At 49.0% G+C, this 16,556-nt stretch carries 12 protein-coding genes; 11 read left to right on the forward strand and 1 reads right to left on the reverse strand.

Annotated elements, in window-relative coordinates; all coding sequences use genetic code 11:
* Positions 1–207 precede the first annotated feature (207 nt).
* From OCV81_RS14890 to OCV81_RS14940, 11 genes are all read left to right on the forward strand, one after another.
* A complete protein-coding gene (locus OCV81_RS14890; protein WP_148330732.1) occupies positions 208–3,597 on the forward strand; it encodes a SusC/RagA family TonB-linked outer membrane protein in 3,390 nt (1,129 codons plus the stop codon).
* Between the two features lie 12 nt (positions 3,598–3,609).
* Positions 3,610–5,118 (forward strand): RagB/SusD family nutrient uptake outer membrane protein, encoded by a 1,509-nt coding sequence (locus tag OCV81_RS14895; protein WP_148330733.1) that lies wholly within the window; start codon positions 3,610–3,612, stop codon positions 5,116–5,118.
* 12 nt (positions 5,119–5,130) lie between these two features.
* Positions 5,131–6,048 carry a putative zinc-binding metallopeptidase gene (locus OCV81_RS14900; RefSeq protein WP_148330734.1) on the forward strand — a complete coding sequence of 306 codons (918 nt, stop codon included), beginning with the start codon at positions 5,131–5,133 and terminating at the stop codon, positions 6,046–6,048.
* A gap of 14 nt (positions 6,049–6,062) precedes the next feature.
* Positions 6,063–7,157 carry a DUF4302 domain-containing protein gene (locus tag OCV81_RS14905; RefSeq protein ID WP_148330735.1) on the forward strand — a complete coding sequence of 365 codons (1,095 nt, stop codon included), beginning with the start codon at positions 6,063–6,065 and terminating at the stop codon, positions 7,155–7,157.
* A gap of 20 nt (positions 7,158–7,177) precedes the next feature.
* Positions 7,178–7,816: a hypothetical protein gene (locus OCV81_RS14910; protein ID WP_148330736.1), complete on the forward strand. Its 639-nt coding sequence runs from the start codon at positions 7,178–7,180 to the stop codon at positions 7,814–7,816.
* A 17-nt stretch (positions 7,817–7,833) separates the two neighbouring features.
* Positions 7,834–8,958: a DUF4856 domain-containing protein gene (locus OCV81_RS14915; RefSeq protein ID WP_148330737.1), complete on the forward strand. Its 1,125-nt coding sequence runs from the start codon at positions 7,834–7,836 to the stop codon at positions 8,956–8,958.
* Positions 8,959–8,976: 18 nt separating this feature from the next.
* Positions 8,977–10,122, forward strand: coding sequence for an imelysin family protein (locus tag OCV81_RS14920; RefSeq protein WP_148330738.1), 1,146 nt, complete (start codon positions 8,977–8,979; stop codon positions 10,120–10,122).
* A gap of 13 nt (positions 10,123–10,135) precedes the next feature.
* Positions 10,136–12,649: a TonB-dependent receptor family protein gene (locus OCV81_RS14925; protein WP_148330739.1), complete on the forward strand. Its 2,514-nt coding sequence runs from the start codon at positions 10,136–10,138 to the stop codon at positions 12,647–12,649.
* 23 nt (positions 12,650–12,672) lie between these two features.
* Entirely contained in the window at positions 12,673–13,641 is a 969-nt protein-coding gene (locus tag OCV81_RS14930) for a sterol desaturase family protein (protein WP_204432873.1), read from the forward strand.
* Positions 13,642–13,809: 168 nt separating this feature from the next.
* The gene (locus tag OCV81_RS14935) at positions 13,810–14,796 is read left to right on the forward strand and encodes a hypothetical protein (protein WP_148330741.1); all 987 of its coding nucleotides are present in this window, start codon (positions 13,810–13,812) and stop codon (positions 14,794–14,796) included.
* Between the two features lie 13 nt (positions 14,797–14,809).
* Positions 14,810–16,003: an acyloxyacyl hydrolase gene (locus OCV81_RS14940; protein WP_262640397.1), complete on the forward strand. Its 1,194-nt coding sequence runs from the start codon at positions 14,810–14,812 to the stop codon at positions 16,001–16,003.
* A gap of 24 nt (positions 16,004–16,027) precedes the next feature.
* Here the strand turns inward: OCV81_RS14940 and tpx are convergent, their stop codons facing one another.
* Positions 16,028–16,546: a thiol peroxidase gene (tpx, locus tag OCV81_RS14945; protein ID WP_262640398.1), complete on the reverse strand. Its 519-nt coding sequence runs from the start codon at positions 16,544–16,546 to the stop codon at positions 16,028–16,030.
* Positions 16,547–16,556 lie beyond the last annotated feature (10 nt).

Consider the following 16,556-nt stretch of genomic DNA (forward strand, 5'->3'; position numbering starts at 1 on the left):
TTGTCGGCTATAGCAGCATATTGCTTTTTTGAAAAGAAGCCCGCCATTGATGTAAACTTTGTCAATGACGGACAACTGTCTATTTTCTAATTTTATATCGAACTCACGTTAAAATAGCCATTTTTGGTGATTTTCCATGAAACAGGCATGTCGTATTTTTGCAAAGAAAATTTTTACTTGTGTAAAAAACCTTAACCAAACTATTTTATGGATAAAAATCACAACGTAGGGCTCCTGTTGGCCCTATCTTTCCTTTTGCATATAAGCTACTTATATGCAGGCACTTCTTATGAGGCTTATGAAGCTGCTCCACAAATCGTGGTAAGAGGTGTGGTTACGGATGTCGGTGGAGAGCCGTTAATTGGAGCTGCTGTACAAAATGTACGAAAGAAAAGCGGTGTTGTCACAGACTTGAACGGTCAGTTTGAAATTCGTACTTCTGTGGGTGAAAAATGGACCGTCAGTTATATTGGGATGAAACCGTATGAGTTTGTTGTCAAGTCTGAAAAGAAATTGCGCATCGTGTTGGAATCCGATGTGCAGGCCTTGGCTGAGGTGGTCGTGACGGGATATAGTAAGGTGAATTCCCGATTGTTTGTAGGGGCTGTCACCAAAGTTTCTACCCAAGACTTCCTTTCGGCACCCCAAGCCGATTTCAGTCGCCTGTTGGAAGGAAAAGCGCCGGGGTTGAATATCTCTTCTGTTTCCAGCACTTTCGGGGCGGCTCCGAAAGTTAACATCCGGGGCGGCAGTTCCATTCACGGAAATGTGCAGCCTTTGTGGGTGGTGGATGGAGCTGTTGTGGAGGATATGGTGGCATTGAACGAGGAACAGCTGGCCTCCGGTGATGCCATTACGCTAGTCAGTTCTACACTGGCCGGATTGAATCCGGCAGATATTGAAAGTATTGAAGTGTTGAAAGACGCTTCGGCCACTTCCTTATATGGGGCCAGGGGGATGAACGGAGTCATCGTCGTGGAATCCAAGGCCGGCAAACGCGGGAAAGGACTCGATGTGACGTATAATTTGACTACTTCTTTGCGGCTCAGGCCATCTTATACACAATTTGACATGATGAACAGTGCCGAAACGATGCAAGTTTATCATGAGATGGAGAACAAAGGCTATTTTACGATGAATCGTGCCCTTTATGGGCGAAGGGGAGGGGTGTATTCCCAAATGTATCAGCTTATCGATACCTTTCAGCAAGGCGGATTCGGTTTACCCAATACGTTGGAAGCCAGAAGGGCGTTTTTACATAAGGCATCCACGTATAATACCGATTGGTTCAAGCACATCTATACCCAGTCGCTGACACAAAATCATTCTTTGTCCTTAAGTTATGGGGGAGAGAAATCGGCTACTTATGCCTCCGTGAGTTTTTACAATGATCCGGGTGAAACGGTAGCCGAGAAGGTGAAGCGCTTTACGGGTTTCTTGAATTCGAGTTTCTTCCTGTCTCCCCGTCTGAAGGTATCTGCCAATCTCCAAGCCAACTTCCGTGAACAGCGTGCCCCGGGAACGTTTCCACGTATCCGGAATCTGGAGGCAGGAGCTTATAAGCGTGATTTTGACATCAACCCGTTCAATTATGCGTTGAATACGTCCCGTACGTTGCGTCCTTACGATGAGGCCGGGAATTATGAATATTACCGGAACGATTGGGCTCCATTTAATATTCTTCAAGAGTATCAGGAAAATTACATGCGTATCCGCGTGTCCGATTTTCGTTTCTCATTAAGTGGGGAATGGGAACCTGTCAAGAAACTGCGTCTGTCGCTTTTGCTGAATACCCGTATGGCGGTGACGGGGATGGCGCATTTTCTGGGAGAGAACTCCAATGTGCTGTGGGCGTACCGGGCCGACCGGAGCTTGTTGGAAAGACAGCACAATATTTACCTTTACCGTCCGGAGAAGGGGGAGCCGCAGGTGATTCTACCCATGGGTGGGGTTTACCAGAAATCGTCACAGACGATGAACAGTTATCTGGGACGTGCCTCACTGGATTATGTTCACGAATGGGGTGGTCATCGGATGAAATGGTTTTCTTTTGCTGAGGTGAAGATAAACGATTTGTCGTCTGACTCTTTCAAGGGATACGGTATCGGTTTTAACCGGGCCAACAGTGTCATGACTTCACCGCTGGTGTTTGAAAAGATACTGAATGAAGGGGAGGACTATTTTTCCTTGCACGACCGCCATGAGCGTGACGTCGTTTTTTCCGGCTCTTTGACCTACGACTACCGGAACCGGTATATTCTGAATCTGGTAGGTAATTACGAAGGTTCCAATGCGGCAGGAATCGGTCGTCGGGTAAGATGGTTGCCTACTTGGAACGTGGGGGTGAAATGGAATGTGGATGCGGAGTCGTTTTTTGCACCTTTCCGTAATTTTTGGAACCAGTTTTCTCTGCGTATGAGTTACGGGTTGGTGGCCAAGATGAACAGTGAGGCCATCAATTCCTTGCCGGTGTACGACAGTCGTCTGACCTTCTGCAAGGATATCTCCGATCGGGAGTATGCCATTTACATCCAGCACTTGGAAAACCGTGACCTCACTTGGGAAAAAATGTATGAGTTCAATGTGGGGACCGACCTGTCTTTCTGGAATGACCGGATCAGCTGTTCGTTGGATGTGTATTCGCGCCGTTCGTTCGATTTGATTGACTGGGTACAGACTTCCGGTATTGGAGGGGAGTACAAAAAATGGATGAACTTTGGGGATATGAAGACCGTGGGCCTTGATTTTCTGCTGAATACGCAGAACATCCGGCAGAAAGATTTCAGCTGGAATACAGTCTGGGGCTTCTCATTCTATCACCAGGAGATAACCCGTTTGCTGAACCAACCTACCACTTTCGACATGGTGGCAGGCAACGGGCGGGGGAATATTGAAGGATTTCCCCGGGGAGGGTTGTATTCTTTCGACTTCCGGGGGCTGACGGATAGAGGATTGCCCCAGTTTTATTTTGGCAATCTGCCATTGTCATCCAACGGCTATTCGCAGATTGCGGGGGCCAACTTCTATGACGCGACTTATAACCGGTCTTATCTGCTGTATGAGGGTCCTTCCGAGCCGTTTATCACTACTAGCTTTGAAAACACTTTCCGTTACAAAGGTTGGAGTCTCTCCGTGTTTCTGACTTCCCGGATGGGTAATAAAGTGCGGATCAGTCCGAGGTTTGACCCGGAATACAACGACCTGAATGTGTTCACTACCCGTTATCGCGACCGCTGGCTGGTGAAGGGAGATGAACAGACCAAGCACATTCCCGTCATTCCAGGATATGACATTTACAGTTTGATGGGAAAAAAGAATGTGGAGCGGGCTTACAACACCTATAACTATTCGCAGGTGAATGTGGCCGACGGAAGTTTCGTGCGCTTGAAGAGTCTTTCGCTAGGCTATACTTTCCCTCGCTCGGTTTGTGAGAAAATGAAGATGAAAGGTCTCAGTCTGTATGCCCAGGTGACCAATCCTTTTTTGATTTATGCGGATAAGAAACTGCAGGGAAGAGACCCGGAGTTCATCAATTCCGGAGGGGTTTCTTCTCCCACCCCCAGAACGTACAGTATGTCGGTACAGTTAAGTTTTTAATGAATAGAAAATATGAGAAAAATAAATAGATATGTTTCCTCCCTTTTGGGAGCGGTTTGCCTCGTGCTGTCTGCATGCAATGATTTTCTGGAACAGTATCCCGATTCGAATACCCATACGGAAGTCGACTTCAAAGAGAAGATTGCCCAGCTGCTGACGGCTGCTTATCCGGAAGCCAGTTATTTCCGTTTCCTGGAGTTGCGGACGGACAATGTAGACGACCGGAGTGCGAAATTGCCGGCTTCACGGTTGAACGAGGCCATGTTTTATTGGAACGATTACCACGAGGAAGATTTGGATTCTCCCAAGCTGTATTGGCTGGATTGTTACCGGGGAATCGCTCAGGCCAATCAGGCGCTGGAATTGCTGGCCGCTTTTCCGGATAAGGAAGACCCGCAGTTGCAGGCCCTTTATGCCGAGGCGTTTCTGGTTCGTGCTTACCTGCATTTCATGGTGGCCAATATCTGGGCGCCGCCTTTTGCCGATGAGGAAACCAACAAAGGGTTGCCTGGCATCCCTTATGTGGAGAAATCCGAGAAAAATGCGTGGGTGTCTTATCCGCAAGAGAACTTGCAGGACACTTACCGGAAGATTGAAAGAGACCTTTCCTATGGGCTGGCTTGGGTGAAGGACGAGTATTATCAGAAGAAAAAATACCACTTTCATAAAAAGGCGGCTTATGCGCTGGCCGTCCGTTTTTTTGCCTATACGGGTCAGTGGCAAAAGGTGATTGATTATGCTACTTACGTATTGGGTTCGGACGTGAAGAAAGCCATTTTGCCTTATCAGGAATATAAGGAGAAATCCGTGGAGGAGATGGTGGAAGGTTATGCCTCGGAGGATAACCCAAGTAACCTGCTGATTACTACGGTGGAGAGCCTTTGGGAAGAAAACTACAAGACCGACCGTTACGGACTGGGAAGTGTATCGTATGAAGAGGTTTTCCAGCGTTTTTCGTCTAAAAGTATCCGGCAGATAGAAGGTTATTTCAAAGCGGTGCACAGGCTTGATCGGACCCGTGCCTACTGGCCGAAGTTTACCCATTTTCAGTCGGCTGACGGATTGCTGAACGAACGTCGCGGACAGTACACACAGAATGTCTTGCTGACCACCGAAGAAGTTTTTCTGCATCGTATCGAGGCTTATGCCATGACGGGCCGTGCTGATTTGGCCAAAGATGACTTGATTACGTTCATCAACCAGAAGCATATTGCGGATGGTATCGGGAGTGAGTTGTCGGGTACTGAAATCGAGAATGTGAAACCTGCCGACCGGGAACGGATACAGCCTTTTTATCGTCCGCTTACGCAAGAACAGGCCGCTATTCTGTACTATGTCAGTGAGGTGGCCCGGCAGCAGTTCATTCACGAAGGACTCCGCTGGTTCGATTTACGCCGTTTCAATATCAGTGTAGACCGCAACCGGGTGGGAGAGGCCAAGAAGGCACGTTATGTGTTGCAGCCGGAGGATTCCCGCAAAACGCTCTCTTTGCCCGAGGGGGTAACTCTTATTAATCCGTAAACTTATAATGATATGCGAAAACAGATTTATTTATTGCTCTTGATAGGGGGCGGTTGCCTGGGAGGTGGATGTCAGAAGGTAGAGATGCCCGTTCAGTATCCTTTTGCTTCGGAGCCTGGACCACAAACCGAATTGGACCAATGGCTGTCGGAAGAATTTACTCGCCCCTATAATATAGAGGTAGGGTACACCCGGACGCCTTACAGAGAAACAGACTGGCCTGACAACCTGCCGCCCAATCGGGAGAAAATTCGTCCGTTGCTGGAGGCCTTGAAGGCTTTGTGGATAGTACCTTTTGAACAGGCCGGTGGTACGCCGTTCATGAAGGAATATGTTCCCCGGCAAATCCTTCTGTGGGGAGATGTCAATTTGAATTCCTTGCAGATAGGTGAAATTAATACCTCTTTGGGGGAAGCTGTTCTTCCGGTGTTTGGGGTCGATCGTTTTTCTACAGCAACGGCAGAAAACCTTTTCCCGTATGTGCGGATGGCGACTTTTGCTTTTGCCAAACGGCTGGTACAAGGACGACCTTCCTTACTCGACAAGTTTGCGGCACTCAATCCATCGTCTTTTTATTATGACTGGTCGAAAAGTGCGGATGTATCCAAAGGGGAGTATTCGTTTCATGGTACGCCTTACAGTTGGAAGAAAGGTTTCTTCAGCAATGGAGCAATGGAATCATCCCTTTGTGATTTTGCCGAGACACTGAGTATGCTGGTATGTTTGTCTGTCAGTGAAATCAATGAGTGTTTAAATACGGCACAAGAATTGGGGGGTGAAGGGGCCAAGGCGACATTGCAGCGTAAAATGGCTTTTGTCGATGAGTTTTTATGGGAGAACTTTAAGATTCGCAGGGAAGCGCAGCTGACCCGGGTCATTTCAGCTTCTCTCAAACATTATAAACAACCACATGATGCTCCGGCATCGTGACAAAAAACAATGTGATGAAAAAATTGATTTTTTATATAATGATGGCTTGCGGATTAGGTATGGGGTGCAGCAAGCAGGAATCCATTCCGGTGCGCAATATTGAGGACTTGTCGGCGGCAAAGGATTTCCGGGAACGCTTGTGCCAAGCGGAAAATGGATGGCTGGTGCGTTATTTCCCGCAAGTAGATAATTATTTGAATACGAATATCACCGAAAATATAAAGACGAACTACAACTCGTTGTATCCTGAAATCTTATCCCGCCGTCTGGGCGTGGGAGGCTATAATCTGTTTGTAAAGTTCCAACCCGACGGCACCTTGAAGATGCTGACGGATATTGCTTACCGGCAGTCGGACGCTGACCAAACGGAAATGGAGCGGAAAACCTATTATGTGCCGGAATTCAATCTGGAGGTGACGGAGGCAAACTATGAGATAAAGGTGGCGGAGGGATTGAACCTGATTTTGACGACGCCTACCATGCTCGACCAGCTAAAAGGATTTGAAGTCAATGTGGAAAACCGCTTCTCTCCGGTACGTGTGGAGGAAGACAAGATTGTGCTGCGTACGGCGAACTATCTGGGCGAAGATTCCGAATGGATTGAACTGACTCCTCTTGATTTCCCGATGGAGGAATGGAAGGAACGGATGCAACGGCGGATTGACCGGAAAGAACGGTTCCGGAAACGCTCTTTTGCCACAGGCAACCAGAAATCGCGGCGTCCTTGTGTCTTGCAGATTCTGCTGACGGCGACTGGAGAAGTGGTGTATCAGAGCACCATGGATTTTGGTTATACGCTGATGGACGACCGTATGACTTATCATTATGGACATACGCGGAAGAATGGAGAACGGGTGGCCCGTTACGACCGTTTGCAGTATGAGCTGTTCTATAAGAACGAGCGGCCGGAAAAGACGGTGGAAGGCTACGATGGCAGCACGTATTACACGGCGTTGGGGTCGGGATATATGGCTACTGAAGAGGGAGTCTTTTTCCTGCCCGGACTGAAGTTCAACGAGGAGGTCGTGTTTCAGGAGTTTGTAGAGAAAGGAAGTCGGGAATGGGAAGGAGTGGCAGGGCCTTATACCGCCCGAATAAAATTTAATTGAATGGATAAATGAAGAAACGTATGAAATATTATGTATGGGTAGGAATGGCCGTGCTGCTGGTCGGTTGTCAGAAAGAAACGGCGGAGATGCCGCCCGAGGATTATAGTAAGTTTATCTCCTTGAAGGAAGCCGACAAGCTGCCGTTGGAGCTGGGAGTACCTTTCAACTGTTTCCCGAAGCATCCGGGCGACTGGGGTGTTACTCCGTCGGACGAATTTCAGATGGAGGATAAGAATACTTATTCAATAGAGTTGAATTTCTATGCACGGGCAGACATTCACAACCGGCAGGACCCGACCAATCTGACGGCTATGGTGATTCAGTACTTGGACACCGATAACCGGTTGGTGGTCGACACCTTGTACGACGGGAAGAACTGCATTACTTCCAAGGTACGTAACGGAGTATTGTCTTTTTCCGGCAAGCAGGCGGACCGGAAATACACGATTGAAAAGAAGAGTGGCGACCTCTTCTATTTTGCCGTGTTCCTCAGTCCGTATGGGAGGGTGGATGTCTCTTCGGAATTCTATGTCAATGGAGATGCCGACGATACGTTCTACGGCATGCAGTACGAGTATAGCCGGAACGCGGAATCCTTCCATATCACCGATTATGGGGTGGACTACCTGATTTATTCAAAAGCCATGTATTTACCTTAACTTAAATAATTTATCAAATGAAAAAAATCACCTTATGGATTTGTATGGGGAGTGTAATCTGTCTGCTCTCCGGTTGTGCGAAAAAAGAACTGGAAAGAATGACCGATTCAACCGAAGAGAAGAAGGAGGAGCTCCTGATGGAATATAAGTTTACTCAAAACGGAATTTCTACGGTAGACATTGGGGAGTCGAAGGAGATGATTCTGGCTTTCCGTCATTTCAACAATGCCATCAACAGCAAGACACAGAGTAATTTCTCCAAACAGCTGGAAAGTTATCGGAATGTCATTGCGGGTGCCTTGTCTCCGACAGATGAAGCGCTCAAAAAGCCGGTGGCCGACCGTATTTCCGGACTGGCAGACCAGCTGTATGCACTGGTGAGCAGTGAGGCTGTCAGTCGAAAAGCGCAGCCAGGCGTGCCGGGTACGGTGGCCGTATCGAATGAAGAATCCCGAATGCTCGACGAAAAAGGGGTGGAATTAGGGCAGGTCATCCAGAAAGCCCTGATGGGTGCTTTGACACTGGACAAGGTCAATTATTTTCTGGAAAAGGCTCTGAAAGCAGACAATGCATTGCCGGTGGCTGGTAAGAACTATACGGAAATGGCGCATTGCTGGGACATTGCCTATGGTTATTTGGGTACGTTGGACGTAGACCCGAATCGGCTGGCTCCTTTGTTCCTGGCCAACTATATTGAAAAGGAAGCAGTGGGCATGCAGGGACTGAGTGGCATCAATACGTCGGTCTATCAGGCTTTTTACAAGGGACGGAAGGCCATTGGGGACCACAATCTGGAGGAAGTGCGGAAGCAGGTGGCTTCCATTCGTGGGCAGATGCTCAAGTTGTTTTCCTTGCGTACGGTATATTATTTGCGGGAAAGCCAGACATTTCTGGAACGGACGGTCTCGATGCCGAGCGAAGGTTATTTCCATTCCATGGGAGAGGCACTTGGGTTTATCCTGGCCCTTCCGTTTGTGAAGGATGAGGCTGGAAAATCCCGGATTACGTGGGAACAGGCGGTCGCCCTGTATGACGGACTGACGCAAGGTGAGACCGGCGTGTGGGAGAAAGGCCGTCTCACCGGGGTGCAGGAGGGTTCCATCAGCGCAACCATCGAAAAGGTACATCAGTATTTTCACTAAAAAATGTATTGATCTGACATGAAGAATTATGTATTGATTTTCCTTTTCTTGCTGTGTGGCATGGTGGGGGTTACCTCGTGTGTGTACACCCCCATTAAGGGATACAATGGAAACTCCAAGATTGATCCGCAATACCTGGATTTTTGGTATCGGCAACAGATATTACCCGCCTATGCCGGTTATTTGTCCCAGGTGAAGCGTTTGGATGAAATGGCTGGAGAACTGGAGAAATATCCTGAAAAATTGGTGGAGCTGAAGCGGCAGTATGAGGCCGCTTTCCTGTCCTTGCAAGACCTCATTATTTTCAATCAGCCTTATTTCGTGGGAGAGCTTTATGGCTTGTATGCGGTATCGGCCCGTTTCCCGGTGAATAAAACACAATTGGAGGATGCGGTGTGGAATCGGTATTCAGCAGAGGACTTATCGGAACGGTTGGACCGTGGGGTGTTGTCACCCAATGCCTTGGGCTATGCGGCACTGGATTATTTGCTGTATTCGGACCGTGTGGATTTGACGGGAGAGACGGGGAGAGAGTATCTGTCTTTCTTCCCGGTATTGACCCGGTTGTTGGTGAAGCAGGCTGAGGCGGTGTATACGTCTTATGAGAAAGGTGGCGATAATTTTGTGCGCAACGATGATTTCTCTGTGGGCGGCAGCCTGAACGTGGTGCTCAACCTGCTGATGAGTAACTTTGAAGCCCACATCCGGACGGCCAAGGTCGGCATTCCGGTGGGTATTTATGGAGTCTCAGTCCATCAGCCGGAGCCGATGACGGTAGAAGCTTATTACCATGGAGAGGGACTTTCCACTCGCCTGTTGGTTCGGTCTGTTCAGGCTTTCCAGCGTTTCTACGACGGTTATCCTTACGGAGCTTCGTCGGCCAAGAACGGAGCGCTTTCTTTTGCTACGATGTTGGGAGAGTACCTTCCTCCCTCTAAGAGAACGGAGATTCTGCAAAAAATGGAACAGGTGTTCACGGCACTGCATGCCGAGCTGGATGATGAGACTGCCGATCTGGCCCGGTTGGCTGAAACTCCGGAAGGAACGGAGAAGTTGAAGCGGGTGTATGCGGAATTGCAAAAAGTGGTCGGAATCTTGAAAACGGAAGTAGTGTCGGCGTTGGGGCTTACGGTAACGTACAGCGACGGCGAAGAGGGCGATTAAAAACGGAGGAAAGATGAGAAAGATTTTATTGTGTATCATTTTATGTGGTGGAAGCATCGGATGGGCAGTGCCGGGATTCTCTCAGTCGCTGCTGCATCTTTACGGCGACATCCAATGGGAAGAAAGGCAAGTGAAAGGACCTGTTTGTCTGGAAATCTTCGGACTGGCGGGTAATCAGTCGGTACAGGTGCAGACCAATGAAAAAGGAACCGGGTATGCACTTACCGTGAAGCGTCCCGACTACACCTTCCTTTCGTTGATGTTCCGTCGCTGCGGACAGCCCGACAAGGTGGCCTATGTCAATGTACAGCTGACGGAGAGCGATTCCGTGCGGTGCGACTTGTCTTTCCGCCCGCAGGAATATATGCTGGGTGAGGTGCAGGTGAAAGGCAGTTCTTCCCGCAAGGAACAGGGGCAGCGTTTTATGCGGGATGTGGAGGAGGCCATGATTTTTGCCGGCAAGAAAAGCAACGTGACTTTGACGGAAAATATGCTGTTCAACAAGGCGGCCAATAATACCCGTCAGTTGTTTCGGAACGTGCCTGGCATCACGATTCAGGAAGGAAGTGAGGGCGGTCTGCAACTGAACATTGGTACCCGGGGACTGAACCCCAACCGTTCTTCCAATTTCAACATGCGGCAGAACGGCTACGACATCAGTGCCGACCCGTTGGGTTATCCCGAAAGTTATTACACCCCCAATGCCAACGACATCAAGGAGGTGCAGGTGTTCCGTGGGGCTTCGGCCTTGCAGTACGGCTCACAATTTGGGGGGATGGTGAACTTCAAGCTATCGGAGCCCTCGGCCGACAAGAAAGTGGAGGTACGGCAGCACGTGTCGTATGGTAGTTACGGCTTCTTGAGTTCCTATACCCGCCTGTCGGGTACACTGGGCAAATTTGCTTACTACCTGTCGGGAACAGTCAAGAAGGGAAACGGCTGTCGTCCTAATGCCGATTTCAAAGGATACAGCGTGTTAGGTCAGTTTTTCTACCGGCCCAGTACGTATGAACTCTATAAGCTGGATGTGCTGAAATACCATTATTTGGAACATCAGCCCGGCGGACTGACCGACAAGATGTTTGCAGAGAATCCCTACCAGAGTAACCGGGAACGCAACTGGTTCATGGTGGACTGGAACATTCTTTCGTTCAAGTATCGGAAAACCTTTGAGGAGAGTGGGGATGAAGTGAATTTCCATGCGGTCGGTTTGTATGCCCGCCGCTTTACGGTGGGATACCACACCAAGCGGGTGGGGTCGCCCGACCCTCAGAATGTGGAGCGGGACCTGCAGCGCGGCATCTTTGTCAACTGGAGCATGGAGGCCCGCTACTTGAAGCGATTCCGTCTTCCACGGTCGGAGGTGAAATCTTCGTGGGTGGTCGGCATGAAATACTATCAGGGGCGGAATACGGGGGAACAGGCTTCGGGCAGCCGGGGAAAAGACCCCGATTTCACGCCGGTGGAGCGGACCACGGATTTGTCGGACATGAACGGCAGGGTCGGCCTGCATTCTTTCTACCGCTATCCCAATTTGAACCTGGCCTGCTTCAGTGAGGCTTCCCTCCGTCTGGGAGAGAAGTGGACCGTGGTGCCGGGCTTGCGTTTCGAGATTATCCGTACCGGGATTTTGGGTGAGTTGTCACACTACCGCGTGGCGTACACCGACGGAACTCCCCAGCTACAGAACGATGTGCTGAAAGACCGGGTGCATAAGAACCGGACCATCCTCTTGGCCGGAATTGCGGCTTCGTGCAAGTTGCCCCGTGCCGAGTTCTATGCCAATGTCACCCGGAATTACCGGGCCATTACGTTTAATGACATGCGTACCGTATCGCCCGGACTGGCTGTCAATCCCGACTTGAAGGATGAGTCGGGCTATTCCAGTGATGTGGGAGTCCGTTCCCGCGGGAAGAGTTTGCTCAGTTATGATGTCAGTGCTTTTTTCCTCTACTACGGTAACCGCATCGGAGAATACTATCGGGAGAATCCGGAGATGAAGGGCACCTACCACCGTTACCGCGACAATGTGGGGAACGGTATCAGTTATGGGGTGGAAAGTACCTGTTCTGTCGATTTGTCTTCCTTTGCCCGGGTGATTCACGAAGACTTGAAGCCGGAAGTCTATGCCAGTGTGGCTGTGACCGGCTCCCGTTACCTGGGGCAGTCCCGGAAGCAGATAGAGTTTGTGCCGTTGTATAACCTGAAAGGAGGACTCAATTTGAATTTCCGGCGCTTCTCGGCAGCCGTGCAGGTGAGCGGTACCTCTTTCCAGTACACCGACGCTTCCAATGAACCGATGGACCCCAACGACGGAGTGTACGGTATCTATGGAGCCATTCCCGGTTTCTGTGTGGTAGATGCAAGTGTCAGCTACCAAGCCACCCGTTATGCGGGGATGGTACTCTCTTTGCAGAACATCGGGAACGAGATTTATATGACCCGCAGGGCTACAGGCTATCCGGGGCCGGGCATCATTCCCTCGGCTCCGTTCAACATGATGCTGACCCTGGAATTACATTTATAAAATCAACGCAGAAAATGAATTGGATGGAATTATTTAAAGAAGCAGTCTGGTTGCCAGTGGCGTATTTGTTCGACCCGGCACGGAGAGTCTTTATCGGTTATCTTCTGATGTCCGGACTGATAGGGCTTTGCCTTTTTTATTTTGTACATGGAAAATCGTTGGCGGAAAGCTGGAGGGAATTGTTTGCCAGACGTAACTGGTGGAGCGGTTCAGCCCGTACGGACTACGGTCTGTTCTTCATTGGTTTGTGCTTCAAGGCGGTATGCATCGTACCTTACCTGTCGGTGGGATCCATGCTGGCCTATGCGATGTCCAAGCAGCTGACCGAATGGCTTGGACCTCGTCCGGACGCTTCTTCCAGTCTGTGGGTGGCATTCTGCTATCCCGTGATTTTGTTTCTTGTGAAAGACTTTTTTGTTTTTGTCACGCATTACTACCTGCATCGCAACCGTTATCTGTGGGAGTTTCACAAAGTGCATCATTCAGCCACGGTCATGAATCCGTTTACGCTCTATCGCATGCATCCCGTGGAAATTCTGTTGCAGAACTTGCAAGGTATGGCGGCTTTTGTACTGGTGACCGGACTTTTCTTTTATTTCAACAATCATCTGGTGGCCCGGGCCACTATCTGGGGCGTCAACTCGTTCAGTTTTCTGTTCTTCATGGCCGGTGCCAATCTTCGCCATTCCTCCGTGCCGTTGAGCTATCCGCGGTGGCTGGAAGTGGTGTTGATGAGCCCTTATCAGCACCAGATTCATCACAGTGACGAGGCCCGGTTCTGTCATAGCAACTTCGGTTCCCGACTGGCTATTTGGGATTATTGGTGCCACACGTGGGTACGTTCCGTCGATTGTCCGGAAAAAGACCTGCACTTCGGTCTGCCAGGTCGGGGACTTCATGCTTCGAATACCATAGCCGGGAATCTGCTTTCTCCTTTCAAGGGATGTGTCAGCATTCTCCGGAATTCAGTCTGTCGGAAACATCGTATGTAGATAAAGAGGAAAATCAGTAAGAGCCCGTCATAGCTAAAAATCGTTCAATGGCGGGCTTTTTTATGAGATTCTATTTGTCATATAAAAAAAAACTCTAATTTTACGCGACCGAAGCTGTCAGTCAGTTTGTCGGCAAATGATTCACGTTTGAATGAAATGAATGCGGGTATGATGAAAAGCACGTTCTGTATGCTGCAATGCAGTATCCTAAGTTTGATGTCGGTGTTAGCCGGATGCAACAGCGAGGTCTTTATTGATGAATTTTTGACGGATTCTCCAACCGTTTCTCTTTCGGAGACAGAAAACGAAGTTACGGTTCGTTTTGATACGGACAATTGGAGTATTGTAGATATAAATTATTTGCGGTCGGATATGTCCGTGTTTGTCACCGACCTGGAAGGGAAAAACAGAAAATCACTTCCGCTTGAAGAGGGCGAAACCGGTATTGTGCATTGCCAAAATTCCTTTTTGGATTTTCAGGTGGTAAAAAGCAACAGTCGCGAATTGCATCTGATTGCCGGAGAGAACCTTTATGACTGGCCGTTTGAGGCTGCAATCAGGGTAGGCAACCGTTACGAAGAAAAGATGATTCAAATTTCTTTTGCACCGACCAGGAAATATCAGGTAGACAGTGTAGCATACGACTGGAGTCAGTTTTCTTATTATGACAATATGTTGGAGCCGGTAGACGAAATGGTAGTGAATACCCTGCACAGTACCCAGCCCGTGACAGTGTGTTTTTATCCCTACCGCAATTCAACTCGTACAGTGGAATTTTACATGCTGAGTAACAGTGGAAATATAGAGAGAGAAGCTGTACAGCAATTGTTGGAAGATTCTCTCTCTCAGGTTGAGATTCCGGATGTGGTGAATGGCGTGCCAGGATTATATGGCACGAAGGTGCCTTTCTGTGTTCAGGAGCAAAGGCTGGATGCAGGGCTGGACAAGAACCTGGAGGTGGTAAAGAAACTGGAACCTGGTAGGAAAGTACGCTTGGAAGTCTTTACCGGAATGAAGAAGTATAATGTACCTTATAAGGTTTATCTTTCCAATTCGTTTACCGGAAAGAAAATGATATTTTCTGGGACGCTTTCCAGTTCAACTCCATTCGACTATTTGATAATACCTTTTGACATTACCAATGAAGATGAATAGATTCATAGTCAGGATGTACGTAGGTACAGCCTTGTGCACTTGCGCTCTGTCGTTGTATGCAGGCGGTCGTGACAGCCTTTCTCATAAAATGGTGCATGCGCTAAGTTTTGACCTGAAGCCGGCCTATGTGTTTCCTACCCATGAGTTCTTGGCCGGGAACAATGCGGCTTTTGCGCCTATCCGGAAAAACCTGTCGGCGCATCTGAAATACGGATTCAAGTTTGCCCCCGATTCGTATTTCGGCCAAATGTATCCCCATGCTTTACAAGGTGTCGGTGTAGGATACCACACGTTTTTCAATTCGGCAGAGCTGGGGAACCCTTTCTCTGTCTATGTGTTTCAGACTTCCCGTATTGCGAGTATTACTCCCCAGCTGTCTTTTGATTATGAATGGAACTTTGGAGCCTCTTTCGGATGGAAAAAGTTTGATGCCGAATCGAATCCCTTCAATCGGGTGGTCGGCTCTAAAGTGAACGCTTATATTCATCTGGAATTTCTGTTGAATTGGCGGCTGGATGCACAGACCAGTTTGCGGGCCGGAATTGCCGCCACCCATTTTTCAAACGGAAATACGGGGTATCCCAATGCGGGGGTAAATACGGTGGGAGCCAGTGTCGGCATTACCCGCTATTTTGGAGGAAGTGAGAAAACGGAATGTGCCTGCACCTTCCGGCGTCCGGCTTTCAAACCCTATCTCAGTTACGATTTGATAGTGTATGGCTCTACCCGGAAGAAAGGGGTGTTTCTGGAAGACGGTACTCCCATTCTGGTACCGGGTTCTTTTGGTATCTTGGGGTTGAATTTTACACCGATGTATAATTTCAGCCGTTATTTCCGGGCCGGTGTGTCATTGGATGCCCAGTACGATGAGAGTGCGAATATTTCCCGTCATATCGCCAACAGCGTAACAACTCCCGATGCAGAGACCATCAAGTTCTATCGTCCTCCTTTCCGGGAACAATTTGCCGTCGGACTTTCGTTGCGGGCCGAAATCGTGATGCCGATTTTTTCGATTAATCTGGGTATCGGGCGAAATGTCATTTGTCAGGGGGCCGACACCAATGCTTTTTATCAGGTATTGGCCTTGAAGACGGATATCACCAAGAACCTCTTCCTGCATGTGGGCTACCAGCTTCATGATTTCAAAGACCCCAACAACCTGATGCTGGGCGTGGGATTCCGTTTCAATGCCAAAGGAAGGGAATAGCGTATCCCTTCACTTTGTGATTGGTCATTGTACGGCTTTCAAGGCTGCCTCATAGTCTGGTTCATTGGAGATATTTTCCACCAGTTGCGTGTAGCAGATTTTTCCATTTTCATCTACTACGATGACTGCCCTTGCCATTAGTCCTTCCAGTGGACCATCGGTTAATTGCAGACCGTAGTTCGTTACAAAATCCCGGCTGCGGAACACCGACAACGGCACCACGTTGTCGAGTCCTTCGGTAGAACAGAAACGTGATTGTGCAAAAGGCAGGTCCATGGAAAGACATAGCACTACGGTGTTTGCCAGTCCTGCTGCTTTGGCATTGAACTGCCGGACAGACAATGCACATGTCGGTGTGTCCAGGCTTGGAAAAATGTTTAGAATCACTTTTTTACCTTTGTAAGCCGACAAGCTGACTTCTTCCATTTTCGCATTGACTGCCCGGAAATCGGGTGCCTCTTGTCCTACTTTGGGCATTGATCCGGAAGTGTGGGCTTCAACTCCTCTGCAAATAACGGTTTCTGCCGTGGTACTTATCGGCATCAGGCAGACC

The organism is Phocaeicola fibrisolvens, assembly GCF_025567125.1.
GTDB classification, from domain to species: Bacteria; Bacteroidota; Bacteroidia; order Bacteroidales; family Bacteroidaceae; genus Phocaeicola; species Phocaeicola fibrisolvens.

Coding starts and splice junctions, on each gene's coding strand:
- OCV81_RS14905 (WP_148330735.1), top strand. CDS start 6,063: ATGAAAAAATTGATTTTTTATATAATGATGGCTTGCGGATTAGGTATG.
- OCV81_RS14915 (WP_148330737.1), top strand. CDS start 7,834: ATGAAAAAAATCACCTTATGGATTTGTATGGGGAGTGTAATCTGTCTG.
- OCV81_RS14940 (WP_262640397.1), top strand. CDS start 14,810: ATGTACGTAGGTACAGCCTTGTGCACTTGCGCTCTGTCGTTGTATGCA.
- OCV81_RS14910 (WP_148330736.1), top strand. CDS start 7,178: ATGAAATATTATGTATGGGTAGGAATGGCCGTGCTGCTGGTCGGTTGT.
- tpx (WP_262640398.1), bottom strand. CDS start 16,546: ATGCCGATAAGTACCACGGCAGAAACCGTTATTTGCAGAGGAGTTGAA.
- OCV81_RS14900 (WP_148330734.1), top strand. CDS start 5,131: ATGCGAAAACAGATTTATTTATTGCTCTTGATAGGGGGCGGTTGCCTG.
- OCV81_RS14920 (WP_148330738.1), top strand. CDS start 8,977: ATGAAGAATTATGTATTGATTTTCCTTTTCTTGCTGTGTGGCATGGTG.
- OCV81_RS14930 (WP_204432873.1), top strand. CDS start 12,673: ATGGAATTATTTAAAGAAGCAGTCTGGTTGCCAGTGGCGTATTTGTTC.
- OCV81_RS14925 (WP_148330739.1), top strand. CDS start 10,136: ATGAGAAAGATTTTATTGTGTATCATTTTATGTGGTGGAAGCATCGGA.
- OCV81_RS14895 (WP_148330733.1), top strand. CDS start 3,610: ATGAGAAAAATAAATAGATATGTTTCCTCCCTTTTGGGAGCGGTTTGC.
- OCV81_RS14890 (WP_148330732.1), top strand. CDS start 208: ATGGATAAAAATCACAACGTAGGGCTCCTGTTGGCCCTATCTTTCCTT.
- OCV81_RS14935 (WP_148330741.1), top strand. CDS start 13,810: ATGATGAAAAGCACGTTCTGTATGCTGCAATGCAGTATCCTAAGTTTG.